The sequence below is a fragment of the Mycobacterium sherrisii genome, from assembly GCF_002102355.1.
Taxonomy (GTDB): domain Bacteria; phylum Actinomycetota; class Actinomycetes; order Mycobacteriales; family Mycobacteriaceae; genus Mycobacterium; species Mycobacterium sherrisii.
In genome coordinates this window covers 95,843-122,063 of sequence record NZ_LQPT01000082.1, presented here as the reverse complement: position 1 = coordinate 122,063, position 26,221 = coordinate 95,843, and the positions used below count along the sequence as shown (strand labels likewise).

The 26,221-nt window shown below is 68.3% G+C and carries 25 protein-coding genes and 1 tRNA gene; 11 read left to right on the top strand and 15 right to left on the bottom strand.

Features of this window, described 5'->3' with window-relative positions; genetic code table 11:
* The first annotated feature begins 9 nt into the window (after positions 1–9).
* From AWC25_RS16665 to AWC25_RS16655, 3 genes are read left to right on the top strand one after another with little or no spacing between them, the layout of a single operon-like run.
* On the top strand, positions 10–1,251 hold the full coding sequence (locus tag AWC25_RS16665) for a cytochrome P450 family protein (protein ID WP_085167112.1): 1,242 nt from the start codon (positions 10–12) through the stop codon (positions 1,249–1,251).
* Positions 1,248–1,517 (top strand): hypothetical protein, encoded by a 270-nt coding sequence (locus tag AWC25_RS16660; RefSeq protein WP_069400794.1) that lies wholly within the window; start codon positions 1,248–1,250, stop codon positions 1,515–1,517. The genes AWC25_RS16665 and AWC25_RS16660 overlap by 4 nt, the downstream gene beginning before the upstream one ends.
* A gap of 10 nt (positions 1,518–1,527) precedes the next feature.
* Positions 1,528–2,262 (top strand): SIMPL domain-containing protein, encoded by a 735-nt coding sequence (locus AWC25_RS16655; protein ID WP_085167111.1) that lies wholly within the window; start codon positions 1,528–1,530, stop codon positions 2,260–2,262.
* A 16-nt stretch (positions 2,263–2,278) separates the two neighbouring features.
* On the opposite strand, the gene AWC25_RS16650 is transcribed toward AWC25_RS16655, so the two are convergent.
* Genes AWC25_RS16650 through glnT form a run of 5 tightly spaced genes read right to left on the bottom strand, consistent with a single transcriptional unit; the run spans position 2,279 to position 7,789 of the window.
* Entirely contained in the window at positions 2,279–3,469 is a 1,191-nt protein-coding gene (locus AWC25_RS16650) for an NAD(P)/FAD-dependent oxidoreductase (RefSeq protein WP_085167110.1), read from the bottom strand.
* A complete protein-coding gene (locus AWC25_RS16645) occupies positions 3,466–4,827 on the bottom strand; it encodes an FMN-binding glutamate synthase family protein (protein ID WP_069400791.1) in 1,362 nt (453 codons plus the stop codon). The genes AWC25_RS16650 and AWC25_RS16645 overlap by 4 nt, the downstream gene beginning before the upstream one ends.
* A complete protein-coding gene (locus AWC25_RS16640) occupies positions 4,827–5,516 on the bottom strand; it encodes a GltB/FmdC/FwdC-like GXGXG domain-containing protein (protein WP_069400790.1) in 690 nt (229 codons plus the stop codon). The genes AWC25_RS16645 and AWC25_RS16640 overlap by 1 nt, the downstream gene beginning before the upstream one ends.
* Complete coding sequence (locus AWC25_RS16635) at positions 5,504–6,400, bottom strand: class II glutamine amidotransferase domain-containing protein (protein WP_069400789.1); 897 nt, start codon at positions 6,398–6,400, stop codon at positions 5,504–5,506. Before AWC25_RS16635 ends, AWC25_RS16640 begins: the two co-directional genes overlap by 13 nt.
* 48 nt (positions 6,401–6,448) lie before the next feature.
* Positions 6,449–7,789, bottom strand: a complete 1,341-nt coding sequence (gene glnT, locus AWC25_RS16630; protein ID WP_069400788.1) for a type III glutamate--ammonia ligase — start codon at positions 7,787–7,789, stop codon at positions 6,449–6,451.
* 208 nt (positions 7,790–7,997) lie between these two features.
* On the opposite strand from glnT, the gene AWC25_RS16625 reads away from it, so the two are divergent.
* The gene (locus tag AWC25_RS16625; protein ID WP_069400787.1) at positions 7,998–8,651 is read left to right on the top strand and encodes a helix-turn-helix domain-containing protein; all 654 of its coding nucleotides are present in this window, start codon (positions 7,998–8,000) and stop codon (positions 8,649–8,651) included.
* An 8-nt stretch (positions 8,652–8,659) separates the two neighbouring features.
* Here the strand turns inward: AWC25_RS16625 and hpt are convergent, their stop codons facing one another.
* Genes hpt through dacB form a run of 4 tightly spaced genes read right to left on the bottom strand, consistent with a single transcriptional unit; the run spans position 8,660 to position 12,701 of the window.
* On the bottom strand, positions 8,660–9,268 hold the full coding sequence (gene hpt, locus AWC25_RS16620; RefSeq protein WP_372513431.1) for a hypoxanthine phosphoribosyltransferase: 609 nt from the start codon (positions 9,266–9,268) through the stop codon (positions 8,660–8,662).
* A 51-nt stretch (positions 9,269–9,319) separates the two neighbouring features.
* On the bottom strand, positions 9,320–10,288 hold the full coding sequence (gene tilS, locus AWC25_RS16615) for a tRNA lysidine(34) synthetase TilS (RefSeq protein WP_069400785.1): 969 nt from the start codon (positions 10,286–10,288) through the stop codon (positions 9,320–9,322).
* Positions 10,267–11,319 carry a zinc-dependent metalloprotease gene (locus tag AWC25_RS16610; RefSeq protein WP_069400833.1) on the bottom strand — a complete coding sequence of 351 codons (1,053 nt, stop codon included), beginning with the start codon at positions 11,317–11,319 and terminating at the stop codon, positions 10,267–10,269. Before AWC25_RS16610 ends, tilS begins: the two co-directional genes overlap by 22 nt.
* On the bottom strand, positions 11,316–12,701 hold the full coding sequence (dacB, locus tag AWC25_RS16605; protein ID WP_142278886.1) for a D-alanyl-D-alanine carboxypeptidase/D-alanyl-D-alanine endopeptidase: 1,386 nt from the start codon (positions 12,699–12,701) through the stop codon (positions 11,316–11,318). The genes AWC25_RS16610 and dacB overlap by 4 nt, the downstream gene beginning before the upstream one ends.
* Positions 12,702–12,829: 128 nt before the next feature.
* On the opposite strand from dacB, the gene AWC25_RS16600 reads away from it, so the two are divergent.
* Positions 12,830–13,318: an inorganic diphosphatase gene (locus AWC25_RS16600; protein WP_044508763.1), complete on the top strand. Its 489-nt coding sequence runs from the start codon at positions 12,830–12,832 to the stop codon at positions 13,316–13,318.
* Positions 13,319–13,330: 12 nt separating this feature from the next.
* On the opposite strand, the gene AWC25_RS16595 is transcribed toward AWC25_RS16600, so the two are convergent.
* Positions 13,331–14,416 (bottom strand): DUF475 domain-containing protein, encoded by a 1,086-nt coding sequence (locus AWC25_RS16595; protein WP_085167109.1) that lies wholly within the window; start codon positions 14,414–14,416, stop codon positions 13,331–13,333.
* Positions 14,417–14,552: 136 nt separating this feature from the next.
* Between AWC25_RS16595 and AWC25_RS16590 the strand changes: the two genes are divergently transcribed.
* From AWC25_RS16590 to AWC25_RS16580, 3 genes are read left to right on the top strand one after another with little or no spacing between them, the layout of a single operon-like run.
* A complete protein-coding gene (locus AWC25_RS16590) occupies positions 14,553–15,851 on the top strand; it encodes a polysaccharide biosynthesis protein (protein WP_142278885.1) in 1,299 nt (432 codons plus the stop codon).
* Between the two features lie 14 nt (positions 15,852–15,865).
* The gene (locus AWC25_RS16585; protein ID WP_069400782.1) at positions 15,866–16,567 is read left to right on the top strand and encodes a glycosyltransferase family 2 protein; all 702 of its coding nucleotides are present in this window, start codon (positions 15,866–15,868) and stop codon (positions 16,565–16,567) included.
* 24 nt (positions 16,568–16,591) lie between these two features.
* Positions 16,592–16,933: a DUF2304 domain-containing protein gene (locus AWC25_RS16580; protein ID WP_069400781.1), complete on the top strand. Its 342-nt coding sequence runs from the start codon at positions 16,592–16,594 to the stop codon at positions 16,931–16,933.
* Here AWC25_RS16580 and AWC25_RS16575 read toward each other — a convergent pair.
* On the bottom strand, positions 16,930–17,874 hold the full coding sequence (locus AWC25_RS16575) for an NAD-dependent epimerase/dehydratase family protein (RefSeq protein WP_085167128.1): 945 nt from the start codon (positions 17,872–17,874) through the stop codon (positions 16,930–16,932). The genes AWC25_RS16580 and AWC25_RS16575 overlap by 4 nt on opposite strands.
* A 33-nt stretch (positions 17,875–17,907) precedes the next feature.
* Between AWC25_RS16575 and AWC25_RS16570 the strand changes: the two genes are divergently transcribed.
* Positions 17,908–19,698, top strand: a complete 1,791-nt coding sequence (locus AWC25_RS16570) for a hypothetical protein (RefSeq protein ID WP_142278884.1) — start codon at positions 17,908–17,910, stop codon at positions 19,696–19,698.
* A 193-nt stretch (positions 19,699–19,891) separates the two neighbouring features.
* Here AWC25_RS16570 and AWC25_RS16565 read toward each other — a convergent pair whose 3' ends face one another.
* The 3 genes from AWC25_RS16565 to AWC25_RS16555 all read right to left on the bottom strand — a co-directional run bounded on the left by AWC25_RS16565 (position 19,892) and on the right by AWC25_RS16555 (position 21,576).
* Positions 19,892–20,113, bottom strand: a complete 222-nt coding sequence (locus AWC25_RS16565) for a hypothetical protein (RefSeq protein ID WP_069400780.1) — start codon at positions 20,111–20,113, stop codon at positions 19,892–19,894.
* A gap of 121 nt (positions 20,114–20,234) precedes the next feature.
* Positions 20,235–20,310 (bottom strand) — tRNA-Thr (locus AWC25_RS16560).
* A gap of 99 nt (positions 20,311–20,409) precedes the next feature.
* Positions 20,410–21,576, bottom strand: a complete 1,167-nt coding sequence (locus AWC25_RS16555; protein ID WP_244899531.1) for a DNA polymerase III subunit delta' — start codon at positions 21,574–21,576, stop codon at positions 20,410–20,412.
* On the opposite strand from AWC25_RS16555, the gene AWC25_RS27700 reads away from it, so the two are divergent.
* Together AWC25_RS27700 and AWC25_RS16550 are read left to right on the top strand one after the other, a co-directional pair.
* Positions 21,520–21,642, top strand: coding sequence for a hypothetical protein (locus tag AWC25_RS27700; protein WP_280523410.1), 123 nt, complete (start codon positions 21,520–21,522; stop codon positions 21,640–21,642). The two genes, AWC25_RS16555 and AWC25_RS27700, sit on opposite strands and share 57 nt — an antisense overlap.
* A 95-nt stretch (positions 21,643–21,737) precedes the next feature.
* Complete coding sequence (locus tag AWC25_RS16550) at positions 21,738–23,399, top strand: adenylate/guanylate cyclase domain-containing protein (RefSeq protein WP_372513432.1); 1,662 nt, start codon at positions 21,738–21,740, stop codon at positions 23,397–23,399.
* Positions 23,400–23,407: 8 nt separating this feature from the next.
* Here the strand turns inward: AWC25_RS16550 and topA are convergent, their stop codons facing one another.
* Complete coding sequence (topA, locus tag AWC25_RS16545; protein WP_069400778.1) at positions 23,408–26,209, bottom strand: type I DNA topoisomerase; 2,802 nt, start codon at positions 26,207–26,209, stop codon at positions 23,408–23,410.
* Positions 26,210–26,221: the final 12 nt, after the last annotated feature.

Here is a 26,221-nt window from a genome sequence, read left to right as displayed (position 1 = left end):
ATTCGAGATATGACCCTAGATCCAGCTTGGATCGGTGCGCATCCCGCGACGCCGGATAGTCCAGTGCGGTTGGGCCGGGCATTCATTCAGGACCCGCGTGCCTACTACCGTCGGCTCAATGCCGAGGCCCCGGCCCACCGCGTCGCGATTTGGGGTGCGACGCAGGCGTGGCTGATCACCCGCTACACCGAGGCGCGGGCCATGCTGGCCGACCCACGATTGAGCAAGGACTGGTGGGGGCTGGCCGAGTTCCTCCCGCCCGGTGACCACGCTCCGTACACGCCAGCACTGAATAGCCATATGCTGCAACAGGACCCGCCCGATCACACCCGGCTGCGCAAACTGCTGACGAAGGAGTTCACCGCCGGCAGTGTGCGCCGGATGCGCCCCGACATCGTCGGTATCGCCGACGAGTTGCTCGATGCTGTTGCCCGAGCCGCCGACGGCGGCGCGGTGGTGGACTTGATGCAGGCGTACGCCATCCGGCTGCCGCTGGGGGTCATCGGCACGTTACTGGGGGTGCCGCCCGCTGCTCGCGACCGCTTTCGCCTGCTCTGCGAACCCTTGCTCACCAGCACCGACCCCGCTGAACTGACCAACGCCGAGAACGCGTTGATCGAATTGCTGACCGGGTTGATCGAGGGCAAGCGCACGCTGCCCACCGATGATCTGCTCAGCGCATTGGTCAACGCTCCCGTGGACCGACTTTCCCGGGAAGAGTTGCTGGCGACCGCGTATCTGCTGATTCTGGCGGGCTACGAGACCACGGTGAACCTGATCGGCAACGGGATATTCGCCTTGCTGCACAACCCATCTCAGCTTGCGACACTGCGCGCCGACCCGCGCCTACTGCCCGTTGCGGTAGAAGAGTTCCTCCGGTTCGAAAGCCCGCTCAACACGGCAACCATGCGGTATAGCACCGCACCGATTCGCCTGGGTGAAATAGAGATTCCCGCGGGGCAACTGGTGCTGATCGCGCTGCTCGGTGCCAACCACGACGAACGACAGTTCGAAAATCCGGATGTCCTCGACGTGGCCAGGACTCCCAACCCGCATCTCGCGTTCGGGCACGGCATCCATCACTGTCTGGGAGCGCCGCTGGCCCGCCTGGAGGGGGAGATCGCGATCGGACGGCTGCTCGATCGATTCGAGCGAATCACGTTGGACGGCAACGTTATCCTGCGATACCGCAACAGCACCCTGATGCACGGACTGACCGCGCTGCCCGTGCGGCTCTGGCGACGGCGATGACCGCGCACGCGAACCGGCACGGGGCGCTGCGCGTGGTCGGCATGGTCGTCGGGGTGATGATCGCGCCGGTCTTTGCTCCCACGCTCATCTGGGCGACGATTGCCGTAGACCTGCCCCTTGCCGTCGTCATTTTTCAGCTGTTGACACTGGCGGCGATCTCAAACACACTCGCGCACAGTCTGATTCGCAATTATCCGCCCGGTGAAGACGGCGTCGGCCAGGCAATGTCGGACAAATCCTGGAGTAGCGAGCCGGCCAGCGGCTAGGGTGCCTGGCATGGCCATCGAACAACGCGCTGGACTTCTCCTACGCTGCTCGATTGCCGTTGCCGTGGCCGGTTTGACCGTGACCACGGCAACGGCGTGCGATTCCCACCCTGCGGCGGCGCCGCCGGGCGAGCATCCGCGCCAGGTGACCGTCACCGGTTCGGGACAGGTGCAAGGAGTGCCGGACACGTTGACCGCCGACGTCGGCATCGAATTCGACGCACCGGACGTGACCGTGGCGATGAATCAGACCAATGACCGCCAGCAGGCCGTCATCAACGCGCTCATCGGTGCCGGCGTCGACCGTAGGGACATCAGCACCACCCAGGTGACCCTGCAACCCCAGTACGGCAGTCCCGAACCCGTCATCACCGGCTACCGTGCCACCAACTCCATTCGGGTCAAGATCCACCCGACGGACGCGGCATCGCGCCTGCTCGCACTGATCGTCAACACCGGCGGCGATGCCACCCGGATCAGTTCGGTCAGCTACTCGATCGCCGACGATTCGCAACTGGTCAAGGATGCCCGCGCGCGGGCATTCAACGACGCCAAGAACCGTGCCGACCAGTACGCTCAGCTGTCCGGCCTGCGGCTGGGCACGGTCTTGTCCATTTCGGAGGCCATCGGCCCACCCGCGCCCGGGGGCCCGCCGGCACCGAAGGCCATGGCGACCCCGGTGCCGCTGGAGCCCGGCCAGCAGACGGTGAGCTTCTCGGTGACCGCCGCATGGCAACTGGACTAGCCGAACCGGCCAGCGCTCAGCGCATCTCGCCCGCGCCCAGGTACGGGAATCGGCTGGTGAGCAGCTCCCCTTCGGCAAACCGCGATAACCGGAAGTCGGATTCGGGAATGCGTGGGTCGCTGGAGTGCCCGTCGACGACGAGGTCGGCGACCAGCCGCCCGACCGCCGGAGAAATCTTGAAACCGTGCCCACTGAACCCGGCGGCGACGATCAAGCCCGCCACAGCGCAGCGCGAGATCACCGGGTTCCAGTCCGGGGTGACGTCGTAACACCCGGCGTAGCTGCCGCTGATCGAGGCGTCGCCCAGGCCGGGGAACCGGGTGCTGATTTTCTCGGCGGCCAGCTCCAGAAAAGCCGCATCGGCGCGGTTGAGGTATCGGTCCGGGTCGGCGACGTCTAGTGCGGCCAGATCGGAGTTGCCGAACAGGATGTCTCCGCCGATCTCCGGCCGAACGTATTGCAGCGACACCAAATCGGAGAACACCGGTACCGGTCCCAGATCGACGCCGGGCGACACCATCACGATCTGCTCGCGGTGCACGGTGATGGGGACGGCGATGCCATGGGGAGCCAGCAACGCCGGCGTCCACGCACCGGTGGCCACGACCACGGTGCCGGCATGGATCTCGGCGCCATCTGCCAACACCGCCCCCGAGATACGGTCGCCGGCTACCAGCAGCCGCAGCACCCGGGCGCCCTGCCGCAGCCGTGTCCCGGTGGCACGAGCGGTCAGCATCATCGCCTGGGCGGTCCGATAGGCATCGCCGTAGCCGCCGCGCGCCTCGAAGCCGAACGCGCCGAACGGCTCCAGGTCGGCGTACGGCCACAGCCGAGCAACCTCGGACCTGCCGATCTCTTCGGTCTGCACCCCGATCTCGCGCTGGGCGGCAAGGCTTTTACGCATGTTGTCCGCGTTAGCGTCGCTCACCCCGACCACGTAGCCGGTCTGGCGGAAACCGATGTCGGAGCCGAAGAGTTCCTCGGCCTTCTCGAACACCTCAACACCGACCGCGGCCATGGCTGCCAGCGAGCTCACCCCGTAGTGACAGCGCACGATACCGCTGGACTTCCCGGTCATGCCCGAGCCGACGGTATCGCGTTCGGCGACAACGACATCGGTGACGCCTCGCTGGCTCAGCGCCCAGGCCGCCGCGGCGCCCTCGAGACCGCCGCCCACAATGAGGACATCGGCGGTTTCAGCGCTCATCGCCCACCCGCGATCCCGGGGATCCACCCGGTGCCGGCCAGCGGCACTCGGGCCATGGCGGCCGCCTCGATGGTGACAGCCACCAGATCCTCGGGCTCGAGATGACACACGTGCGCCTTCCCGCAGGCCCGGGCGATGGTCTGGGCCTCCATGGTCAGCACCCGCAGGTAGTTGGCCAACCGCCGGCCCCCCGCAACCGGATCGAACCGGGCCGCCAGCTCGGGGTCCTGGGTGCTGATGCCCGCCGGATCGCGGCCGTCTTGGAAGTCGTCGTAGAAACCCGCCGCGCTGCCGAGCTCCTCGTACTCGGCGGCGTAGCGGGGATGGTTGTCGCCCAGCGCAATCAGCGCGGCCGTGCCGATGGCGACGGCATCGGCGCCCAACGCGAGCGCCTTGGCCACGTCGGCGCCGCTGCGAATGCCGCCGGAGACCACGAGCTGGACCTTCCGGTGCACCCCGAGTTCCTGCAGGGCCTGCACGGCCTGCGGGATGGCGGCCAGCGTGGGGATCCCCACATGCTCGATGAACACCTCCTGGGTGGCGGCGGTGCCGCCCTGCATGCCGTCGACCACCACCACGTCGGCGCCGGCGTGGACGGCCAGTTTGACGTCGTAATAGGTGCGGGTCGCGCCGAGTTTGACGTAGATGGGCTTTTCCCAGTCGGTGATCTCGCGCAGCTCGTTGATCTTGATGGTGAGGTCGTCGGGACCGGTCCAGTCCGGATGCCGGCAGGCGCTGCGTTGGTCGATGCCGACCGGCAGCGTGCGCATCGCCGCGACGCGGTCAGAGATCTTCTGTCCCAACAGCATTCCGCCGCCACCGGGTTTGGCGCCTTGCCCCAGCACCACCTCGATGGCGTCGGCCCTGCGCATGTCGTCGGGGTTCATCCCGTACCGCGACGGCAGGTATTGATAGACCAGCTGTTTGCTGTGGCCGCGCTCCTCCGGCGTCATACCGCCGTCGCCGGTGGTGGTCGAGGTACCGACCTCGCTGGCGCCCCGGCCGAGTGCTTCTTTCGCCTGTGCGGACAGGGCGCCGAAGCTCATTCCGGCGATGGTGATCGGAATGGCCAGGTGCAGCGCCTGTTTGGCATGGCGGTCGCCCAGCACCACGTCGGTTCCGCACCGCTCGCGGTAGCCCTCCAGCGGATAGCGTGACATCGACGCCCCTAAAAACAGCAGATCGTCGAAGTGTGGAAGCGCCCGCTTGGCGCCCCAACCGCGAATGTCGTAAATCCCCGTCTCCGCCGCTCGCTGTATCGCCGCGATGGTGGTGCGGTCGAAGGTCGCGGATTCCCGCAGTCCCCGTTGCGCGCGCGAATCGCTGCTGGTTTCGTAGCCCGGCCGGATCGAAGTCATCAGTAGGCACCCGCATTGTCGACATGGAAGTGGTACAGGGAGCGTGCCGAACCGTAGCGGGTGTACTCGCTGGTTTGGTCGTCCTGGAATCCCGCGGCCTTGAGTAGGGCGGCCAGCTCGGCGTGGTGCTCGTCGGTCATCTGCTTGGGCACACAGTCGGCACCCAACGAGGCGACGTTGCCGCGCACATAAATCCGAGCCTCGTAGATCGAGTCACCGAGCGCCTCCCCGGCGTCGCCGCGCACCACCAACCTGCCGGCTTGGGCCATGAACGCGCTCATGTGACCGACGTCCCCGCCCACCACGATGTCGGCGCCCTTCATCGAAATACCGCACCGCGCAGCGGCATTGCCCTCGATGACCAGCAACCCGCCGTGGGCGGTGGCACCCGCCGACTGGGAGGCGTCACCGTTGACCCAGACCGTGCCGCTCATCATGTTCTCGGCGACACCGGTGCCCGCGTTGCCGGCGATGACCACCTCGGCCTGCTGGTTCATCCCCGCGGCGTAATAACCGACATGTCCGTCGATGGTCACCTGCACCGGCGCGTTGAGGCCGACGGCGATGTTGTGCGCGCCCGCGGGATTTCGGATCACGAAGTGGCCGAACACCTCTGGTGCATGCAGCGCGGCGTTCACCTCGCGCAGCGGCGTCCGGCCCAGATCGAACTCGGTACTCACCTGGTCCATGCGTAGACCACCTCGGGCTGAGGTTCCCAGACACGGGCGCGCTCGACGCCGGGCAATTGGGCAAGCGCACGGTATTCACTGGCCATCGCGACCCAATCGTCGGTTTCGGCGATCACCGCGGGCTTGCACGCGATGGCGTCCCGGACGACCGCGAACGAATTGCGGTCGGACACCAGCAGCGTGTAGAAGCCGTCGAAGCTGGCGCACAGCGCCTTGAGCGCGGTCTCGATGTCCCGCCCGTCGGCGAGCTGTTGGGCAACGAAGCGCGCGCCCACCTCGCTGTCGTTTTCGGAATCGAAGTGCACTCCGCCCCTTTGCAAGTCCCGGCGGATGCTGGCGTGGTTGGCGAACGACCCGTTGTGCACCAGGCATTGATTTGGCCCCACCGCGTACGGGTGACAACCCGACGGGTTCACCGCCGACTCGGTGGCCATCCGGGTGTGGCCGACACCCTGCCAGCCCTGCGCGGCGGTCAAGCCCCAGCGCTGCACCAGATCCCGCGGCCGCCCAACTCCTTTGAGCACCGCGAAATCCTGGCCGAAGCCGGCGATCACCGCGTCCGCGAACACGGCACGGGCCGCCTCGAGCACCGCCGACGGCGGCGCCGCCCCGCGCAGTAACAGGGTGTCGGCGACAAAGACCGCGTCGACGGGCCGGCCAAGTTCGGCGCCGACTTCGGCCGCAGCACTTGAGGCGTCCCTGGTGACGCCGATGAGGCTGACGCAACCCTGCCCGCTCGGTGACCACGCCGGGTCGCCGTAGACCGCGACGCCGGCCGAATCGGCACCACGGTCTTCCATCTCGCCGAGCATCACGGCGAGCAGCGCGCCCAGCCGTGCATACAGATCGGGGTTGCGCAGGTGCAACCCGATGATGCCGCACATTATGGTGAGTCCTTCGTCTGGTGAGTCCTCGTCTGGTGACGGCGGCCGCTAGAAGGCGGCCAGGTAGGTATCGATTTCCCAGGGGCTGATCGCGGAGTGCCAGGCGAAGAACTCCTCGCGCTTGAGCGCCGCGTAATAGTCTGACACTGTTGGGTTTTCGCCCCGCTCGCCCGGTGGCAGTGCCGCATCGAGGACACCGGCGAGCACCGCATCGGATTCCAGCTGCTCCACGGCGTGCAACAAGGTCAGCGGGAGCGCCGGCCGGGTGGCGGCGAGCGTGCCGATGGCACCGGGGTCGGTGCTGCGTTTGATGCCGTCCAGGCCGGCACCCAGGGCCGCCGCTACGGCCAGGTAGGGGTTGGCCGAGCCGTCGCCGCCGCGCAGCTCGATGCGCTGGTTGTCGGGCACCCGGACATAGTGGGTCCGGTCGTTTCCGCCGTAGGTGGGCGTGCGCGGCGCCCAGGACGCTCCCGAGGCGGTGGACAGCGCTCTAGTTCGCTTGTAGGAGTTGACGGTTGGTGCGATCAGGGCCTGCAGCGCGGCAGCATGATCGAGGATGCCGCCCACGAAGCCGTACGCGGTCTCCGAAAGCCCGAGCCCGCGCTCGTCCTCGACACCGGGAAACACCGCCGCGCCGGCACTGGTCAACGACAGGTGCAGATGCAGGCCGCTGCCGGTGCGGTCGGCGAATGGTTTGGGCATGAACGTGGCGATCATGCCGCGCTCGGCGGCCAGCACCGACACCAGATAGCGCAGGGTGACCACCCGGTCGGCGGTGGTCAGGGCCTCGGCGAACTTGAAGTTCTGCTCGAATTGCCCGTTGCCGTCCTCGTGGTCGTTGGCGTAGTTGCCCCAGCCCAGCGCGTTCATCGCGTCGCTGATCGAGGTCAAGTGGTCATACATGCGGGTGACGGCGCGCGCGTCGTAACAGGGCCGTGGGGCGGTGTCGGCGCCGTCGGCGGTGGTCAGGCTGCCGTCGGGGTTCTTCTTGAGCAAGAAGTACTCGACCTCGGCCCCCACCCAGGCGTCGAACCCGGCGTCGCTGACCTGGCGCAGCACCGCCTTGAGAATGTTGCGCGGCGCAAACGGCCAGGGCCTGCCCAGCACGTAGGGGTCGCAGTGCACGAGCGCGAGGCCCGGTTTGACGAACGGGATCGGCGTGAACGACGCCGGGTCGGGAATGGCGATCAGGTCGGGATCTTTCGGCGTTTGGCCGATCGCTCCTACGGCGTATCCGGCGAACCCCACGCCGTCGGTGCTGAGTGCGTCGACGGCGGCGACGGGTACCAGCTTGGCGCACGGCTTGCCGTTGAGGTCGACGAACAATGCCAGCACGAATGTGGTGTCGGTCTCCTGACAGAGCGTGACCAGGTCAACGGTGGCGGGCATCCCGGTTCTCCCTCAGCGTGACTTATCGCGACTATCTCGTTCTACGAGGAAACCGGTCGAATGTTGCCAACACATCAATTGGGTGTTTCATTAGGTGAAATGAAGATTCGTCATAGTGAACGCTATGATCCCGCCAGGCCCCACAATCCGGCGAGACTCCTCCACAAGTGTTTCCTCACAGGAAACGTTTCTGTTAGACTCGCGCGCCGTGGAGGAGCGCGAACCCACGGTCGTCCGCGACAGCGGCGATCCGGCGCCGGTCCAGCGCGAAGTGGTAGCTGAGGCGCTGACCGGAAACGACCTGGAGAAGGCCATCGCCCGCCAGGTCCGCGGCCTGCGGCGGGCGGCCGGGCTGTCGATCGCCGACATGGCCGGCCGGGTCGGAATCTCCAAGGCCATGCTGTCCAAGATCGAGAACGCGCAAACGTCGTGCAGTCTTTCCACGCTGGCCAGGCTGGCGGCGGGCCTGGACGTCCCGGTGACCGTGCTGTTCCGCGGCGCCGACACCGGACACGACGCGGTCTACACCGAGAACGGGCGCGGCTCGACGATCATCGGCCGCGGCACCCGGGTGGGACACCACTACGAACTGCTAGGAGCACTGCGGGGCCCGCACAAGCGGCTCGAACCGGTGCTGGTGACCCTGACCGAAGCCAGCGAAGTCTTTCCGCAGTTTCAACATCCCGGCACCGAGGTCCTCTACATGCTCGAAGGCGTGATGGTCTACGGCCACGGCGACGCCGAATACACGCTGCGCCCGGGCGACACGTTGTTGCTCGACGGCGAGACGCTGCATGGCCCGCATCAATTGGTGCGCCTGCCGATCCGGTTCTTGGCGATCACCGCCTACCCCGACGCGTGAACTCGGCTCTATTGCTCGTAGATCCGCGGGTCCAGCGTGCCGATGTAGGACAGGTCGCGGTAGCGCTCGTCGTAGTCCAAGCCATAACCGACCACGAACTCGTTAGGGATGTCGAAGCCGACATAGGCGATGTCGGTGTTGGCGCGCAGCGCGTCGGGCTTGCGCAGCAGCGTGCACACCCGCAGCGAGCGGGGACGTCGAGTCTTGAGGTTTCGCAGCAGCCAGGACAACGTCAGGCCGGAGTCCACGATGTCCTCGACGATCAGCACATCGCGATCGTTGATGTCGCGGTCCAGGTCTTTGAGAATGCGCACCACACCCGACGACGACGTCGAGGAGCCGTAGGAACTGACGGCCATGAACTCGAACTGCGTCGGCAGCGGGATCGCGCGAGCCAGGTCGGTGACAAAGATGACCGCGCCCTTGAGCACGGTAATCAACAGCAGATCCTGGTCGCTCTGCGCCGCGGCGTAGTCGTTGCCGATCTGCTCGCCGAGTTCGCCGATGCGCGCCTGGATCTGCTCCGTGGTGAGCAGCACGGACTTGATATCCCCCGGATACAGGTCCACGGGCTGCTCAGGCGTTACCGCCGAGGAGATCTGGGCCACGCCCCACAGCGTGCCACGTCGGCCGCCGAACAACCAACGGCGCCGACAATTTAGGGCAATTCACACAGGTTCACGGCGCAGGACGAGCACACCGTCGCGCCGCCCCGCGATCAGCCGCTCGCGCGGCACGTCGGAACCGACCGCCACGCCGCCCTGGCCGCGCCACGCCGTAATCAGCCGGTCGACGCCGCGGATCTGCTTGTCGGTGAGCCCGGCGGCGCCGCCGGCCAGCAGCCAGGCCCGGATGACCCGCCGCCGCACCGGCTCGGCCAGGTCGGCCAGCGGGGCCGCGTGCAGCCCGGAACCCGCCGTGACGCCGGGCAGTGCCGCGGCCGCCAGCTCGTCGATGAAATCCGTGTCCTCGCGCAGTGCGGTCGCGGTGCGGGCCAGCGCCTCGGCCACGCCGCCGCCCAGCACCTCCTCGAGCAGCGGCAGCACCTCGAGCCGCAGCCGGGTTCGGGTGAAGCGGCGGTCGGTGTTGTGCGGGTCCTGCCAGGCGGTCAAGCCCAGCTCCCGGCAGGCGGCGTGGGTGGTGGCGCGCCGGATCCCGAGCAGCGGCCGGCACCACGGCGGATCGTGCGGGCGCATCCCGGCGATGGAGCGGGGCCCGGAACCGCGGCCCAACCCGAGCAGTACCGTCTCGGCTTGGTCGTCGAGGGTGTGGGCTAACAGCACCGGGCCGCACCGGGCCGCACGCAAGGCGCCGTAGCGGGCGGTGCGCGCCGCGGCCTCGGGACCCCCGGCCGGTCTGGCGGGACCGACGTCAACGGGAATCACTTGTGCGGCAACGCATCCCAACGCGATCGCTTGGGCACGTGCGGTTTCGGCGACGGCGGCTGACTCGGCCTGCAGGCCGTGATCCACGATCAGCGCGGTGGTCGCCCGCAGCGGGGCCGCCACAGCGGTGAGGGCAAGGGAGTCGGCTCCACCGGACAGCGCCACCGACCAGTGGTCCCCGTCGAGCCGATGGGTGTTGGTGAACGCCTCGACAGCCGCGCGCAGCTGTCCTACAGGACCCTGTCGATCCATCGCTGGGGCTCTTCGATTTCGGCGGTCAGCGGCAATGTCTCGGGGCCCGACCAGATCGCGTTGAACCGCGCCATGCCGACCCGGGCCACGACCTCGTCGACGAAGGCCTTGCCGCGGGTGTACTGGCTGAGCTTGGCGTCGAGGCCGAGCAGGGCGCGCAGCAGCCGGTGCAGCGGCGGTTGCTTGCGTTGCCGCCGGTCGTCGAATCGGCCGCGGATGGTGGCCACCGACGGCACGGCCTTGGGCCCGACGGCGTCCATCACGTGCTCGGCATGTCCTTCCAGCAAAGTGCCCAGCATCAGCAGCTGATCCAGCGCCTGGCGCTGCGGCTCGGACTGGACGGCGCGTACCAGCCCGACGATCCCGGTCGGGCCGCCGTCGGATTCGGGCCCGCCCAGAGCGCGATTGCGCACGTAGTCGGCCAGCCGGCTCGTCACCTCGCCGATGTTGTCACCCGCGTCGCGGGTCAGCACCGCCAGCGCGTCCGACATGTAATCGGGCAGCCACGGATTGGCGGTGAATTGCACGCGATGCGTCACCTCGTGCAGGCACACCCACAGCCGGAAATCGGCCGGCGGCACCCGCAGCTGCCGCTCGACCGCGATGACGTTGGGGTAGACCAGCAGCAAGCAACCCTCTTTGTCGGCGGCGAACGGGTCGTACTGGCCGAGGATGCCGGACGCCACGAACGCCAGCACCGCTCCGGTCTGCGCACCCGTGACCCGGCCGGTCACCAAGCCGCGCGGCGTTTCGGTGCCGTTGGTCATCAACCGCATCGAGTGCGCCGCCGCGCGAACCCACTCCCGGCGGTCCACGACGCGCGCCGCCGGTACTTCGCCGCCGGTGGCCAACCCGGTGACGTCACGCACCAGCGGATCGGCCTTCGTCGCCGAACTTGCCAGCTCCTCGATGACCTGGCGGCGGGTGTAATCGCTGGCCGGTGGACCGGGCCGGGCCAACCGGACGCCGACGGTGGCGGCGAAGCCCCAATCGACGGCGGTACCCAGGGTCAGCTCGGACGACTGCGTCATGTGCACCCGCACGTCCACAGCCGGGCGGCCACCGCGTCCATCGCGTTGCGCCCGTTGGGGCCCGCGGCGTTGGAGATGAACGCGAACGTGAGCACTCGCCCACTGCGGTCGGTGAGCACCCCGACCAGCGAGTTGATGGCGGTCAACGATCCGGTTTTGGCACGCAACCAGCCGGCCGGGCCCTGATTGGTGGCCTGGTCGAGGAAGCGGTCGGCCAGTGTCCCGCTGCCGCCGGCGATCGGCAGCAGATCCAGCAGCGCGCGCAGCGACGGCTGGTCCGGCCCGGCGGCCGCCTGCACCGTCCCGTCGAGCGTGCGGGCGGTCAGGCGGTCGTCGACGGAAAGTCCGCTGGAGTCCAGCAGTGTGGCGCCGCCGGTGTCGACGTGCGCGGTGTTCAACCTGTTGGTCACCGCGTCGACCGCGCCGGCGAAGCTGCGCGGCCGGTTGATTGCCGCCGCCACCTCACGCCCGATGGATTCGGCCAGCACATTGTCGGAGTGGTCCATCATCTCGCCGAGCCGCTGTACCAGCGGCGCGGATTGCACCACCGCCAGCTGCCGCGCCCCGGACGGCGCCGTCCCGATGGTCACCGCGGCCGGGTCCAGCCCCAGCGCCTTCGCCAGCTCGCGTCCGGCGTCCAGCGCCGGTGTCTTGGAGCGCCGCGAGTTGACGGTGGTGGGCTGGATACGCCCGCAGTCAATCATCACCGGCTCGATCGGCGCGATGTCCCCGTTGTCGATGTCGGCCGGGTCCCAGCCCTGCGCCATCGTCGGACCGGAAAACGCCGAGATGTCCACCTGCACAGCCGTCGGCGTCATGCCGCTGCGATGGATCTGCTCCACCAAATCACCGATCCGGGCCGCGCCGCGGTACCAGGTGGGAACGTCGGGCGGCGCCGCGGACAGCGTCGGATCGCCCGAGCCGACCAGCACGACCGGCCCCTGCGCGTTCGGGCTGCCGGCCACCACCCGGGTGCTGATACGGGCCTGCCGATCCAGCGTCAGCAGTGCCGCGGCCGCGGTCAGCACCTTGTTCGTCGACGCCGGGACCAGCGGCAGGTCGTCGGCCACCTGCCACAGCTGGTTGCCGGTGAGCGCATCGGTGATCCGGCCGCCGAACCGGCCCAGATTCGGATCGGCCACCACGGGCGCCAGCACGGCCGCCAGCGCGGCGGGCGACGGCGTCTCGGCGTTGTCGGCAACGGGCACGACACCCGGCTTCAGGATCGGCGGACGGGGCGGCGGTACGGGAGCGTGAGTGGCGCCACTGCCGTGCCCACCCATGGTGAAGAACGTTGCGGCGGCCACCACGGCGGCGACGAACGCCAGCACGGCCAATCCGATCAACACCTGAGTGGATTTCCGCCAGCGAGTAGGACCCATCACTCTCCTGACTGTTTGGTCCCATTCTGCCGAATCTGGGAAATCGCGCTCGACTAGGGTTGATCCGCGACGAACCTGGGCCCCCCGGGGCCACCCCGATGGACTTTTCTTCAAAGGAGCTTCCGACAGTGCAATTCGACGTGGTCATCGAGATTCCGAAAGGCCAACGGAACAAGTACGAAGTCGATCACGAGACCGGTCGGGTGAAGCTCGACCGTTACCTCTACACGTCGATGGCCTACCCCACCGACTACGGCTTCATCGAGAACAGCCTCGGTGAAGACGGCGACCCGCTGGACGTGTTGTTGCTGCTGCCCGAGTCGGTGTTCCCCGGTGTGCTGGTCGAGGCGCGCCCCGTGGGCATGTTCAAGATGGTCGATGAGGCCGGCGGGGACGACAAGGTGTTGTGCGTGCCGGCCGGAGATTACCGGTGGGACCACATCCAGGACATCGGCGATGTTCCGGCCTACGAGTTGGACGTCATCAAACACTTCTTCTCGCAATACAAGGCGCTCGAGCCCGGCAAGTACGTCAAGGCGGCGGACTGGGTCGGCCGCGCCGAGGCCGAGGCCGAGGTGGAGCGCTCCTTCGCGCGCTTCAAGGAAGCCGGGCACTAACCGCCCCACGGGTCAGTCGGCCGCGGCGGCGCGGCGGTTGCACAGCACGCTCCACCCGAGCGCCGCGCCGATGACGACCACGCCTACCGAGGCGGTCACGACTTCGTGGATCCGGTACCGCTCCTCGATCGACAGCAGCATGATCACCGACAACGCGCCGATCGCCCAGTGTGCGCCGTGTTCGAGGTACACGAAGCGGTCCAAGGTCTGCTGCTGGACCAGATAGATCGTGATCGACCGGACGAACATCGAGCCGATCAGCCCGAGCCCCAGGGCGATGACGATCGGGTCCGAGGTGATCGCGAAGGCGCCGGTGACCCCGTCGAACGAGAAGGCCGCGTCGAGCACCTCCAGGTAGACGAACAGGGTCAGCCCGGCCCGGCCCGTGGCCAGCACGGGCGCCTCCGTCGGATCGTTGTCGTCGTCGATGCCCGCGGGCCGGAACGCCTGGCTCAGGCTGTTGACGATCAGGTAGCTCACCAGGCCCAGCAGCCCGGCCGTCAACACCGTCGCGCGCTCGTCGCTGGAGTGGGTCAGCTGCGTGCCGACCACGACGAGCGCGGCGGCCGCGACCACCACCGACACTTCGGCAAGACGCCCGACCCGGGCGAACGGTACCTCAATCCACTTGAGCCACTTGATATCTCGGTCGTTGAAGAGGAAATCCAGAAACAGCATCAGCAAGAACAGGCCGCCGAACGCGGCGATCTGCGGGTGCGCTGAGGTGACGAGCTTCTCGTAGCTGGGCGACCCGTCCGGGAATTCCAGCGCGCCGTGCGGGGGCGGCTCGGCCGCCAACTCCAGCGCGCGCACCGGGTCGACGCCGGCGGTGGCCCACACGATGAGCAAGGGGAACAGCAGCCGCATACCGAAGACGGCGATCAGGATCCCGATGGTCAAAAACATCTGCCGCCAGAACGGGCTCATCCGCTTCAGCACGGTCGCGTTGATCACCGCGTTGTCGAAGGACAGCGACACCTCGAGAACACCGAGGACGACCAGCAGGTACAGGGCGTCGAACCCGCCGTGGAGGAACCCGAGGATCAGGGCCGCCAAGGTGACTATCAGCGAAATCCCGAAGATGCGAGCGGCTGCCATGGATCCTTCCTGACAGGCGCCCACATTAGGGCGTAGCTGGTCGTCACCGCCAGCCCCTGCCGGCGCGCACTTAGTATTTTCAGATTGTGGCGATAGCGGCGGCGCGAAGCGGGGATCTGCCGAAGGCGCCGTCTCGGTGACCGAAGTCGGCGGCGCGGCGGCGCCCCTGGGTGCTGCCCCGGCCGCGGGACCGTCCCAGGGACCGATCGCGCGCGGCAGCGTGGCTCGGGTGGCTATCGCGACCGTGCTGACCGCGGTATGCGGCTACGCCGTCATCTATCTGGCCGCCCGCGACCTGGCCCCGGGCGGTTTCTCGGTGTTCGGCGTGTTCTGGGGCGCGTTCGGCCTGGCCACCGGGGCCGCCTTCGGCCTACTGCAGGAGACGACGCGGGAGGTCCGCGCCACCCGGTCCCCCGCGGCGGCAGCATTCCTGGGCGGACCGCGCAACCATCCGCTGCGGGTGGCGGCGCTGGTCGGCGTCGCGGCGGCCGTCGTCATCGCTGGCAGCTCACCACTGTGGAGCGGGCGGGTGTTCGTCCAGGAGCGCTGGCTGTCGGTGGCCCTGCTGGCCATCGGGCTGGCCGGTTTCTGTGTACACGCCACGCTGCTGGGCATGTTGGCCGGGACCGACCGGTGGAGCCAGTACGGCGCATTGATGGTGACCGACGCGGTCATGCGGGTGGCGGTCGCGACCACGACGTTTGTGCTCGGCTGGGGCCTGACCGGGTACCTGTGGGCGACCGTGGCCGGTGCGGTCGCCTGGCTGATCATCCTGCTGGCCGCGCCCGGCGCCCGCGCGGCGGCCCGCCTGCTCACGCCGGGCGACACCATGACGTTCCTGCGGGGCACCGCGCATTCGATCACCGCCGCCGGGGCGAGCGCGATCCTGGTGATGGGATTCCCGGTGCTGCTCAAGTTGACGTCGAATGAGCTTGGCGCACAAGGCGGTGTGATCATTTTGGCGGTGACGCTGACCCGGGCGCCGCTGCTGGTGCCGCTGACCGCGATGCAGGGCAACCTGATCGCGCACTTCGTCGACGAACGCCGCAACCGGCTGCGCGCGCTGCTCGCGCCGGCCGCGCTCATCGGCGGCATCGGCGCGGTCGGGGTGATCGCCGCCGGGCTGCTCGGACCGTGGCTGTTACGGGTGGCGTTCGGATCGCAATACGACGCCAGCAGCGCCCTGCTGGCATGGCTGACCGGCGCGGCGGTGTCGATCGCAATGCTGACCCTCACCGGCGCGGCGACGGTCGCCGCCGCGCTGCACCGCGCGTACGCACTCGGTTGGGTCGGCGCAACGGTGGCGTCCGCGGTCTTGCTGCTGCTGCCGTTGCCGCTGGAGACCCGGACCGTGGTCGCCCTGTGCTGTGGTCCGCTGGTGGGAATCGCAGTACACCTCTTGGCCCTGGCGCGTGCCGAGCACCTAACCGGCTAACCCTGACTAACCTGGTGAGCATCGAAACGCACTACCCCGGCGCCTGGATCGTCATTCCCGCCTTCAACGAAGCCACCGTCATCGGCGAGGTGATCGCCGATGTGCGCTCGGTCTTCGACAACGTCGTGTGCGTCGACGACGGCAGCACCGACGACACCGGCGAACTGGCCCGCCGGGCCGGCGCCCATCTGGTGCGCCACCCGGTCAACCTCGGCCAGGGAGCGGCCATCCAGACCGGCGTCGAGTACGCCCGCAAGCAGCCCGGCGCGCAGCTGTTCGCGACCTTCGACGCCGACGGGCAGCACCGTGTCAAGGACGTGGCCACGATGATCGACCGGCTCACCACCGAAGACGTCGACATCATCATCGGCACGCGATTCGGCGGGCAGGAGACCACCCGCCCGCCGTTGCTCAAGCGGCTCGTGCTGCAGACCGCCGCGCGGTTGAGCCGGCGCGGCCGCCGGCTTGGCCTGACCGACACCAACAACGGGCTGCGGGTGTTCAACAAGACGGTGGCCGACGGGCTCGACATCACCATGAGCGGCATGAGCCACGCCAACGAAATCATCATGCTCGTCGCCGAAAACCATTGGCGGGTGGCCGAACAACCGGTCGAGGTGTTGTACACCGAATACTCGCGATCCAAGGGCCAGCCGCTGCTCAACGGCGTCAACATTATTTTCGACGGGTTCCTGCGCAGCCGGATCCCGAGATGAGCCCGAGATGAGAAGGACTCGACGATGAACTGGATCCAGGTATTACTGATCGGCTCGATCATGGCGCTGCTGGTGTATCTGCTGCGGTCGCGCAGGAGCTCGCGGTCCAAGGCGTGGGTCAAGGTCGGCTACGTGCTGTTCGTGCTCGCCGGCATCTACGCCGTGCTGCGCCCCGACGACACCACCGTGATCGCGAACTGGTTCGGCGTGCGCCGCGGCACCGACCTGATGCTCTATGCGCTGGTGATGGCGTTCAGTTTCACCACACTGAGCACCTACATGCGGTTCAAGGACCTGGAATTACGCTATGCGCGGTTGGCCCGCGCCGTCGCGCTGGAAAGCGCCCAGGCGCCCGAGCCGCGCTAGCCGGCCTGCGCCCGGCGGAAGTACTCGACGGTGCGGCGCACTCCCTCGGCCAGCTGAACCCGCGGACGCCAACCCAAAACTTCTGCCGCGGAACTGATGTCGAGGCAGGAACGCCTCAGATCGCCGAGCCGATCCGGGTGGAACTCCGGGTCGTCCGGCCCGCCGACGGCCTTGGCCACCGCCGTGTGCAATTGCCGGTCGGAGGTCTCGATCCCGGTGCCGATGTTAAACCGCTGGCCGCCGCCCACCCCGCCGGCGGCCCTGACGAACGCGTCCACCACGTCGTCAACGAACACGTAGTCGCGGGTCTTGCTGCCGTCACCGAACACCTTGGTGGGTTTGCCCGACAGCAAGGCCTGGGCGAAGATCGCCACCACACCGGCCTCGCCGTGCGGGTCTTGCCGCGGGCCGTAGACGTTGGCCGGAGCGATGTGCGTGCAGTCCAGGCCGTACAGGTTGCGAAACGTGTTCAGGTAGATCTCGCCGGCCACCTTGCCCGCGGCGTACGGCGACGTCGGATCGGTGGGCACGGTCTCGGGCGTGGGGTACTGCGGCGGGGTGCCGTAGATGGACCCGCCCGACGAGGTGTGCACGATCTTGCGCACACCGGCTCGGCGCGCGGCCTCGGCCAGCCTGATCGTGCCGATGACGTTGACGGAGGCATCGAATTGCGGGTCGGCCACCGAATGCCGGACGTCGATCTGCGCCGCCAGATGGAACACCACCTCGGGTCGATGCTCCTCGAGGATCGCGGCCAGGTCGGCGGTCACGATGTCGGCCTCGATGAAGTCGTGGGCCACGTCGTCGGCCAGATGCTCGAGGTTGGTCGCCTTGCCCGTCGCGAAGTTGTCCACGCTCACGACCGAGTGCCCGTCCGTCAGCAGGCGGTCGACCAGCGTGGACCCGATGAACCCGGCTGCCCCGGTGACCAGTGCGCGCATCGGCCCCACCATACCGACCGGTAAGAAATAACCATGCCCGCCGTCCCGACCCGGATTCCGCGGGTCGCCGTCGCGGCGGCCGCGCTGATCGCGGTGCAGCTGGCGATCCGGGCGGTGCTGGCGTTCGGCGGCTACTTCTACTGGGACGACCTGATCCTGATCGGCAAGGCCGGGTCCGAGGGCTTGCTGGCGCCGTCGTACCTGTTCGACGATCACGACGGCCACGTGATGCCGGCGGCCTTCCTGATCGCGGGCGCGTTGACCCGGCTCGCCCCGCTGGACTGGACCGGACCCGCGATCAGCCTGGTGGTGCTGCAGCTGCTGGCCTCGGCGGCGCTGCTGCGCGCGCTGTACGTGCTGCTCGGCTGGCGCCGCGTGTTGCTGATCCCGTTGACGTTCGCGCTGTTCACCCCGTTGGGCGTGCCCGGGTTCGCCTGGTGGGCGGCGGCGTTGAACACCCTGCCAATGCAGGCAGCGCTGGCCTGGGTGTGCGCCGACGCGGTGCTGCTGGTGCGTACCGGCAACCAGCGGTACGCGCTCACCGGCGCGCTGGTTTACCTGGGCGGGCTGCTGTTTTTCGAAAAGGCGGCGGTGATCCCGTTCGTCGCCTTCGCGGTGGTGGCGTTGCTGTACCACGTGGCCGGCCAACCGGCGGCGCTGGCGACGGCCTGGCGTGCCGGCGTCCGGTTGTGGACCGCATCGTTAGTGCTGACGGTCGGCTGGGTGGCGCTGTATCTGGCCGTGGTCAATCAGCGTCGATGGAGTTCCGACCTAACGATGACGGCAGACCTGCTGGCCCGGTCCATCACCCACGGCATCGTGCCGGGATTGGTTGGCGGGCCGTGGCATTGGGACCGCTGGGCCCCGGCTTCGCCGTGGGCCACTCCCCCGCCGGCTGCGATGGTGCTGGGCTGGCTGGCGCTGGCCGGGGTGCTGGCGCTCTCGCTAATCCGTAAACAGCGCATCGGCGCGGTCTGGTTGACCGCCGCCGGTTACGCGGTGGCCTGCCAGGTGCCGATCTATCTGATGCGCTCGTCGAAGCTGACCGCGCTGGAGCTTGCCCAAACCCTGCGCTATCTGCCGGATCTCGTCGTTGTCCTGGCGCTGTTGGCCGCGGTGGGCCTGGGCGCGCCGAACCGGCCGACGGCTGCGCGCTGGCTGGACGCGTCGGGTAAGCGCGCGCTGGTGACGACGGGCCTCGCCGCGCTCTTCGTAATCAGCAGCATGTATTCGACCGCGACGTTCCTGAGCAGCTGGCGCGACAACCCCACCAAGGCGTACTTACGTAACGCGCAGACGAGTTTGGCTGCCACCCATGCCGATTCGTCCGCGCCGATCCTGGATCAGGAGGTCGATCCGCTGATCTTGCAACGGGTGGTCTACCCGGAGAACTTGGCCAGCCATCTGTTCGCCTTACTGCGGGGTAGGCCCGAATTCGCAACGGCAACAACACAATTGCGAATGTTCGACAGTGCCGGCCGGCTGATCCCGGCGCGGGTCACCTGGGTTCGCACCATCCGGCCCGGGCCGATGCCGCACTGCGGCTACTTCGCGCAACCCGACAAGCCCGCGCGGATGGCCCTCGACGGTCCGCTGCTGCCCGCCGACTGGACGGTCGAACTCAATTACCTGGCCAATAGCGAGGGATCGATGACCGTGGCGCTTTCGGAGGGGCCGGCCGTCAAGGTGCCGGTGCACCCCGGCCTCAATCGCGTGTTCGCCCGGCTGCCGGGAGCGGGCGACGCAATGACCGTCCGCGCCGACACGACCGCGCTGGCGCTGTGCATAGCGTCCGGTCCCGTCGGCTTCCTGGCGCCGGTCTAGATGGTTGCCGCCGGTTCGCAACTAGGCGGTGGGGCCGTCCTCGTCGCCGTCGGCGGTCTCGTGGGTCGGTGCGTCCTTGCTTTGGGCGGCTTGTGGGGGCTGTTCGTCACCCTCGGGCGGCGGCTGTTCGGCGGTGGTCACCGCTGTGACCTACCCGGCCAAGCGATGCCGGAAACCGCATCCGCGGCTGGTCCTACGCGGCGCCGGGTCCGCGCAGTGTCGCCGGCGCCGCGGAACTACCAGCGGGTTTGGGCTCGTGCTCGACCTTGCGGTACGCCCACCATGCCGCGACCATGGTCGCGGCCGCCATCGCGAGAGCCGACAGCACGAAGGCATCACCGAAAGCGAACATCAGCACGATGCCGACGGTGATCCAGATTGCCTCCCCGATCGGGAAGCGGGTTTGCTTGTCCATGTCAGCCTCGCTCGCAGTCGAGTCACCCAGTCGGTGACGCAGGCTGCAACGCTGCCGAACCGGAACGACTGCCCGAAACGCGTGAACGGTGACCGAACTCACCGCGAGGCGCACGAAATTTTGGAGCCGCCTGGGGGAATCGAACCCCCGACCTATTCATTACGAGTGAATCGCTCTACCGACTGAGCTAAGGCGGCATACCCTCGCGCCGGGCGGCACGAGTCTACGGCAGGCGGGGGCGCGCCCCCAACTTCGGATCGCGCCGCCGTTAGGCACCGTGGCATCGTCTTCGGCTTTCAATCGCGCAGTTCCTGCCCGATGGTGGCCACCATCGCGTCGACGGCGAATTTGGGCTTGACGTTGACCGCCAGCGCCTCGCGGCACTGCAGCACCGCTTCGATGCAGCGCAGCAGCCGTTCCGGCGCGGCGTGCGCGGCCAGCGCGGCCACCCTTTCGGCCATGTCCGGGTGGTTGGCCCGCACCCCGTCGGCGTGCGCCGAGACCACCAGCGCGTCCCGGAAGTACGTGGCCAAATCAATCAGCGCCCGGTCCAGCGCATCACGCGAGGCCCGGGTCTGGCGCGACTTCTGCCGTCGCTCGAGGTCCTTGATCGCGCCGGTGGCGCCGCGCATCGTCCCCGCGGTGCCCTTGCCGGTGCCCCCGGCCCCCAACGCCGTCCGCAGTTCCTCGGTCTCGGCCTCGGCCCGATCGGCGGTCAGCACGACGGCCTCGGTTTCGGCCGCGGCCACCAGCTCTTCGGCGGCGGCGTAGGCCCGCGACGGTGTGGCGGCGTCGCGCACCAACCCCAGTGCCCGCTCGCGGCGCTCACGAGCCTCCGGGTCGGTCGCCAGCCGGCGCGCCCGCCCGACGTGACCACCGCTGACCGACGCCGCCCAGGCGGCCGTGTCGGCAGGCAGGCCGTCGCTGTCGATCAACACCCGGGCAATCGCGTCGGTGGACGGCGTCACCAGCGCGACGTGCCGGCACCGGGAACGCAGCGTGACCGCGATGTCCTCGGGATCAACCGACGGCGCGCACAACAAAAACACCGTCGACGGCGGCGGTTCCTCGACGACCTTCAGCAACGCGTTGGCGGCGCCCTCGGTCAACCGGTCGGCGTCTTCGATCACCACGATCTGCCAGTGCCCGGTGGTCGGGCGGCGCGACGCGATCTGCACGATGCCGCGCATCTCGTCGACGCCGATCGACAAGCCTTCGGGAATCACCCGCCGGACGTCGGCGTGGGTGCCCGCCATCGTCGTCGAGCAGGCCCGACACCGCCCGCACCCGGGACCGCCGTCCTCGGCGGGCGCGGTGCACTGCAGCGCCGCGGCGAAGCACAACGCGGCGATTGAGCGACCCGACCCGGGAGGGCCGGTGACGAGCCAGGCATGTGTCATAGTCCCGTGATCGGCGTCATTGTGAGCGGGATCACGGCGGGCGGCGCGGGCGGCCCCGAGCAGTTCCGCTTCGACGGCTTCCTGGCCTACCAGCCGCGTAAACACACCGGACATCATCGGCAACACTAGTGAGACGGACCGACGGCTATCGCGCGGATACCGGATCGCGACATTTCCGTGATCTTTGGTGCTGTTTTGCCAGCATCCGGCGACTTGCCGAATCAATTTGGGGTTACCGAGTAGTCCCCACTGACCGATACGGTGGGTTGGTGGCAACGTCAGGTGCACTTCCCGGGCGAATCAGCGCATTCGTCCGGTGGGTGGTGCGCACTCCGTGGCCGCTGTTTTCGCTGAGCATGCTGCAGGCCGACATCATCGGCGCGCTGTTCGTGCTCGGCTTTCTGCGTTACGGCCTGCCCCCCGAGGACCGTATTCAACTGCAGGATCTGCCAACCCTCAACTTGGCGATCTTCGCGTGCTCTCTGGTCGTGCTGTTCCTGGTCGGCGTCGTGGTCAACCTCAAGCTGCTGATGCCGGTATTCCGCTGGCAGCGGCGCGACAACATGCTCGCCGAAACCGATCCCGCCGCCACCGAACTCGCGCGCAGCCGGGCGCTGCGCATGCCGTACTACCGGACCCTGAGCACCGTCGTGTACTGGTGCATCGGCGGGGTGGTATTCGTCGTCGCCAGTTGGTCGGTGGCCAAGTTCGCTGCCCCCGTGGTGACGGTGGCCACCGCGCTGGGAGCGGCGGCCACCGCGATCATCGGCTACCTGCAGTCCGAACGGGTGTTGCGGCCGGTGGCGGTGGCGGCCCTGCGCAGTGGGGTGCCGGAGAACGTCAAGGCACCCGGCGTCATCCTGCGCCAGATCCTGACCTGGATGCTGTCCACCGCGGTGCCGCTGCTGGCGATTGTGCTCGCGGTCGTGGCCGACAAGGCGTCGCTGCTGCACGCGGCGCCGGAGAGCCTGTTCAACCCGATCCTGTTGCTGGCGCTGACCGCGCTGGGCGTCGGGCTGATCAGCACCCTGCTGGTGGCCATGTCGATCGCCGACCCGCTGCGTCAGCTGCGCTGGGCGCTCTCAGAGGTCCAGCGCGGCAACTACAACGCGCACATGCAGATCTACGACGCCAGCGAACTGGGCCTGCTGCAGGCCGGATTCAACGACATGGTCCGCGACCTGTCCGAGCGGCAACGGCTGCGCGATCTGTTCGGCCGCTACGTCGGTGAAGACGTGGCCCGCCGCGCGCTGGAGCGTGGCACCGAGCTGGGCGGCCAGGAACGCGACGTCGCGGTGCTCTTCGTCGACCTGGTCGGCTCCACCCAGCTGGCCGCGACCCGCCCGCCCGCCGAGGTGGTCCACCTGCTCAACGAGTTCTTCCGGGTGGTCGTCGACACCGTCGGCCGCCACGGCGGCTTCGTCAACAAGTTCCAGGGTGACGCCGCGCTGGCGATCTTCGGCGCGCCCATCGAGCACCCGGACGCCTCCGGGGGCGCGCTGGCGGCCGCCCGGGAGCTGCACGACGAACTGCTGCCGGTGATCGGCGCCGCCGAGTTCGGCATTGGAGTGTCGTCGGGACGGGCCATCGCGGGGCACATCGGCGCCCAAGCGCGCTTCGAGTACACCGTGATCGGCGACCCGGTCAACGAGGCGGCGCGGTTGACCGAGCTGGCCAAGCTCGAGGCCGGGCACGTGTTGGCGTCGGCGATCGCCGTCAGCGGTGCCCTGGATGCCGAGGCCCTGTGCTGGGACGTCGGCGAAGTCGTGGAACTGCGCGGTCGCACCGCGCCCACCCAGCTGGCCCGGCCGCTGAATCTAGCTGCACCCGAGACGGTTTCGAAACGGCACTATGCTTCCGAGGAAGTGTCCAGCGAAATCATGTGACCGGCGCGCTAGCTGCGCTTGACGGCCTTTTTCGCCGGGGCCTTGCGGGTCGACTTCTTCGCGGTCCGCTTGACCGGGCCCCTGGCCCGCCGGTCGGCCAGCAGTTCGGCGGCACGCTCGTCGGTGATCGTCGCGACATCGTCACCCTTGCGCAGGCTCGCGTTGGTTTCGCCGTCGGTGACATACGGCCCAAATCGACCGTCTTTCACCACCATTGGTTTGCCCGACGCCGGGTCGGTGCCCAGCTCGCGCAGCGGTGGCGCGGCGGCGCTCTGCCGGCCGCGGCGCTTCGGCTCCGCGTAGATCTTCAGCGCCTCGTCGAGGGTGATCGTGAACATCTGCTCTTCGGTCGCCAACGAACGAGAGTCGCTGCCGCGCTTCAGGTATGGGCCATACCGTCCGTTCTGCGCGGTGATCTCCTCACCGGTCTGTGGATCGACGCCGACCACCCGGGGCAGCGACAGCAGCTTGAGCGCATCCTCGAGGGTGACGGTCTGCAGGTCCATGGTGCGCAGCAACGAGCCGGTGCGAGGTTTGGGGCCGGTGGGCTTCTTGCCCTTCTTCGCCGGGGCGGCATTGCCACCATCGGGGCCGTCCTCCGGCGGCGGCTCCGGCAGCACCTCGGTCACATACGGCCCGTATCGCCCGTCCTTGGCCACGATTTCGTGCCCGGTCTCGGGATCCACGCCCAGCGAGCGACCCTCCTGCGGCGTGGCGAAAAGCTGTTCGGCGACCTCGAGTGTCAGCTCGTCTGGGGTCAGGGAATCGTTGAGATTGGCCCGCTGCGGCTTGGGCTCGCCGTCTTCGCCGGTCACCATGCGTTCCAGATAGGGCCCGTTCTTGCCTACCCGCACGTAGACCGGCCGACCCTGATCGTCGTCAAAGAGCTTGATGGAGTTGACTTCTCGAGCGTCGATGCCTTCCAGGTTGACGCCGACGAGTTTCTTCAGGCCGCCGGAGCGGGCCACCGAGTCGGCCACCCCGTGCTCGCCGCCGAAGTAGAAGTTGTTGAGCCAGTCGGTGCGTCGTTCCTGTCCCGAGGCGATCGCGTCGAGTTCGTCTTCCATCGCGGCGGTGAAGTCGTAGTCGACCAGGCGGCCGAAATGCTGTTCCAGCAAACCGGTTACGGCGAACGCCACCCAGGACGGGACCAGCGCGCTGCCCTTCTTGTGCACATAGCCGCGGTCCTGAATGGTCTTGATGATCGACGAGTACGTCGACGGCCGGCCGATGCCTAGCTCCTCGAGCGCCTTGACCAGCGACGCCTCGGTGTAGCGGGCGGGCGGGTTGGTCGAGTGGCCGTCCGGGGTCAGCTCCAGGACGTCCAGCCGCTGGCCCTGTGTCAGTTGCGGCAACCGGCTTTCGGCGTCGTCGGCCTCACCGCCGGCCAACTCGTCGACGGTCTCGACGTAGGCCTTGAGGAAGCCGGCGAAGGTGATGGTGCGGCCACTGGCCGAGAACACCACTTGCCGGTCGCCGGCGGCGCCGTTGATGCGCAGGCTCAGCGTGGTGCCGCGGGCGTCGGCCATCTGCGAGGCCACCGTGCGCTGCCAGATCAGCTCGTAGAGGCGGAATTCGTCGCCGTCGAGTTCGCGGCGCACCGCGTCGGGGGTGGCGAACGTCTCGCCCGCCGGCCGGATCGCCTCGTGGGCCTCCTGGGCGTTTTTGACTTTGCGGGTGTACTGGCGCGGCGACGGGGACACGTACTCGTCGCCGTAGAGCTGGCGTGCCTGATTGCGGGCGGCGTTGATCGCCGACTGCGACAGCGTGGTCGAGTCGGTACGCATGTAGGTGATGTAGCCGTTTTCGTAGAGCCGTTGGGCGATGCTCATCGTCCGCTCGGAGGAGAAGCGCAGTTTGCGCCCGGCCTCCTGCTGCAATGTCGACGTCATAAACGGGGCGTACGGCCGCCGGGTGTAGGGCTTTTCCTCGACCGAGGCCACCGACAGCTGCGCCCCGCGCAATCCCGCGGCCAACTCGGTGGCCCGGGCCTCGTCGAGCACCACCACCTCGTCCGCCTTGCGCAACTGGCCCAGCGAATCGAAATCACGGCCGGTGGCCACACGCAGACCGTCGACGGAGGTCAGCCGGGCGGCGAAGGTGGGCGGCGCGGCGTTCGCATCGGAGACGCTGGCGTCCAGCTGGGCGACGATGTCCCAATACGACGCGCTGCGGAAGGCCATCCGGTCGCGCTCTCGCTGCACGATGATGCGGGTGGCCACCGACTGCACCCGCCCCGCCGACAGCTTTGGCGCGACCTTCTTCCACAGCACCGGGCTGACCTCGTAGCCGTACAGCCGGTCCAGGATGCGGCGGGTTTCCTGCGCGTCGACCAGGTCGATGTCGAGGTCACGGGGATTTTGCGCGGCCTCGAGGATGGCCGGCTCGGTGATCTCGTGGAACACCATCCGCTTGACCGGGATCCGCGGTTTCAGCGTTTCCATCAGGTGCCAGGCGATGGCCTCGCCCTCGCGGTCGCCATCCGTGGCCAGGTAGAGCTCGTCGACGTCTTTGAGCAGGCCTTTCAGCTCGCTCACGGTGCTCTTCTTTTCCGGGCTGATGATGTAGAGCGGTTCGAAGTCCGCGTCGACGTTGACGCCGAGCCGGGCCCACGGCTCCGATTTGTACTTGGCGGGCACGTCGGCCGCGGCGCGCGGCAGGTCACGGATGTGGCCGCGCGAGGATTCGACGATGTATGTGGAGCCGAGGTAGCCCGCAAGTTTGCGCGCCTTCGTCGGCGACTCGACGATCACAAGTCGCCTCCGGCTGCCATTGCCGCTGCTTTCGCGGCCTAAAGTCGGGTCAGCCACCTACGGTTACGC

What these genes read in the sequence shown, in the direction of transcription:
- glnT (WP_069400788.1), bottom strand. Translation starts at nt 7,789, where the DNA reads ATGCCCGCCACCGTTGACCTGGTCACGCTCTGTCAGGAGACCGACACC.
- AWC25_RS16665 (WP_085167112.1), top strand. Translation starts at nt 10, where the DNA reads ATGACCCTAGATCCAGCTTGGATCGGTGCGCATCCCGCGACGCCGGAT.
- AWC25_RS16655 (WP_085167111.1), top strand. Translation starts at nt 1,528, where the DNA reads ATGGCCATCGAACAACGCGCTGGACTTCTCCTACGCTGCTCGATTGCC.
- AWC25_RS16580 (WP_069400781.1), top strand. Translation starts at nt 16,592, where the DNA reads ATGAACTGGATCCAGGTATTACTGATCGGCTCGATCATGGCGCTGCTG.
- AWC25_RS16640 (WP_069400790.1), bottom strand. Translation starts at nt 5,516, where the DNA reads ATGGACCAGGTGAGTACCGAGTTCGATCTGGGCCGGACGCCGCTGCGC.
- AWC25_RS16645 (WP_069400791.1), bottom strand. Translation starts at nt 4,827, where the DNA reads ATGACTTCGATCCGGCCGGGCTACGAAACCAGCAGCGATTCGCGCGCG.
- AWC25_RS16575 (WP_085167128.1), bottom strand. Translation starts at nt 17,874, where the DNA reads ATGCGCGCACTGGTCACCGGGGCAGCCGGGTTCATCGGGTCCACGCTG.
- dacB (WP_142278886.1), bottom strand. Translation starts at nt 12,701, where the DNA reads ATGGGTCCTACTCGCTGGCGGAAATCCACTCAGGTGTTGATCGGATTG.
- AWC25_RS16650 (WP_085167110.1), bottom strand. Translation starts at nt 3,469, where the DNA reads ATGAGCGCTGAAACCGCCGATGTCCTCATTGTGGGCGGCGGTCTCGAG.
- AWC25_RS16565 (WP_069400780.1), bottom strand. Translation starts at nt 20,113, where the DNA reads ATGGACAAGCAAACCCGCTTCCCGATCGGGGAGGCAATCTGGATCACC.
- AWC25_RS16595 (WP_085167109.1), bottom strand. Translation starts at nt 14,416, where the DNA reads ATGGCAGCCGCTCGCATCTTCGGGATTTCGCTGATAGTCACCTTGGCG.
- AWC25_RS16610 (WP_069400833.1), bottom strand. Translation starts at nt 11,319, where the DNA reads ATGACGCAGTCGTCCGAGCTGACCCTGGGTACCGCCGTCGATTGGGGC.
- tilS (WP_069400785.1), bottom strand. Translation starts at nt 10,288, where the DNA reads ATGGATCGACAGGGTCCTGTAGGACAGCTGCGCGCGGCTGTCGAGGCG.
- AWC25_RS16660 (WP_069400794.1), top strand. Translation starts at nt 1,248, where the DNA reads ATGACCGCGCACGCGAACCGGCACGGGGCGCTGCGCGTGGTCGGCATG.
- AWC25_RS16635 (WP_069400789.1), bottom strand. Translation starts at nt 6,400, where the DNA reads ATGTGCGGCATCATCGGGTTGCACCTGCGCAACCCCGATCTGTATGCA.
- AWC25_RS16570 (WP_142278884.1), top strand. Translation starts at nt 17,908, where the DNA reads ATGCCCGCCGTCCCGACCCGGATTCCGCGGGTCGCCGTCGCGGCGGCC.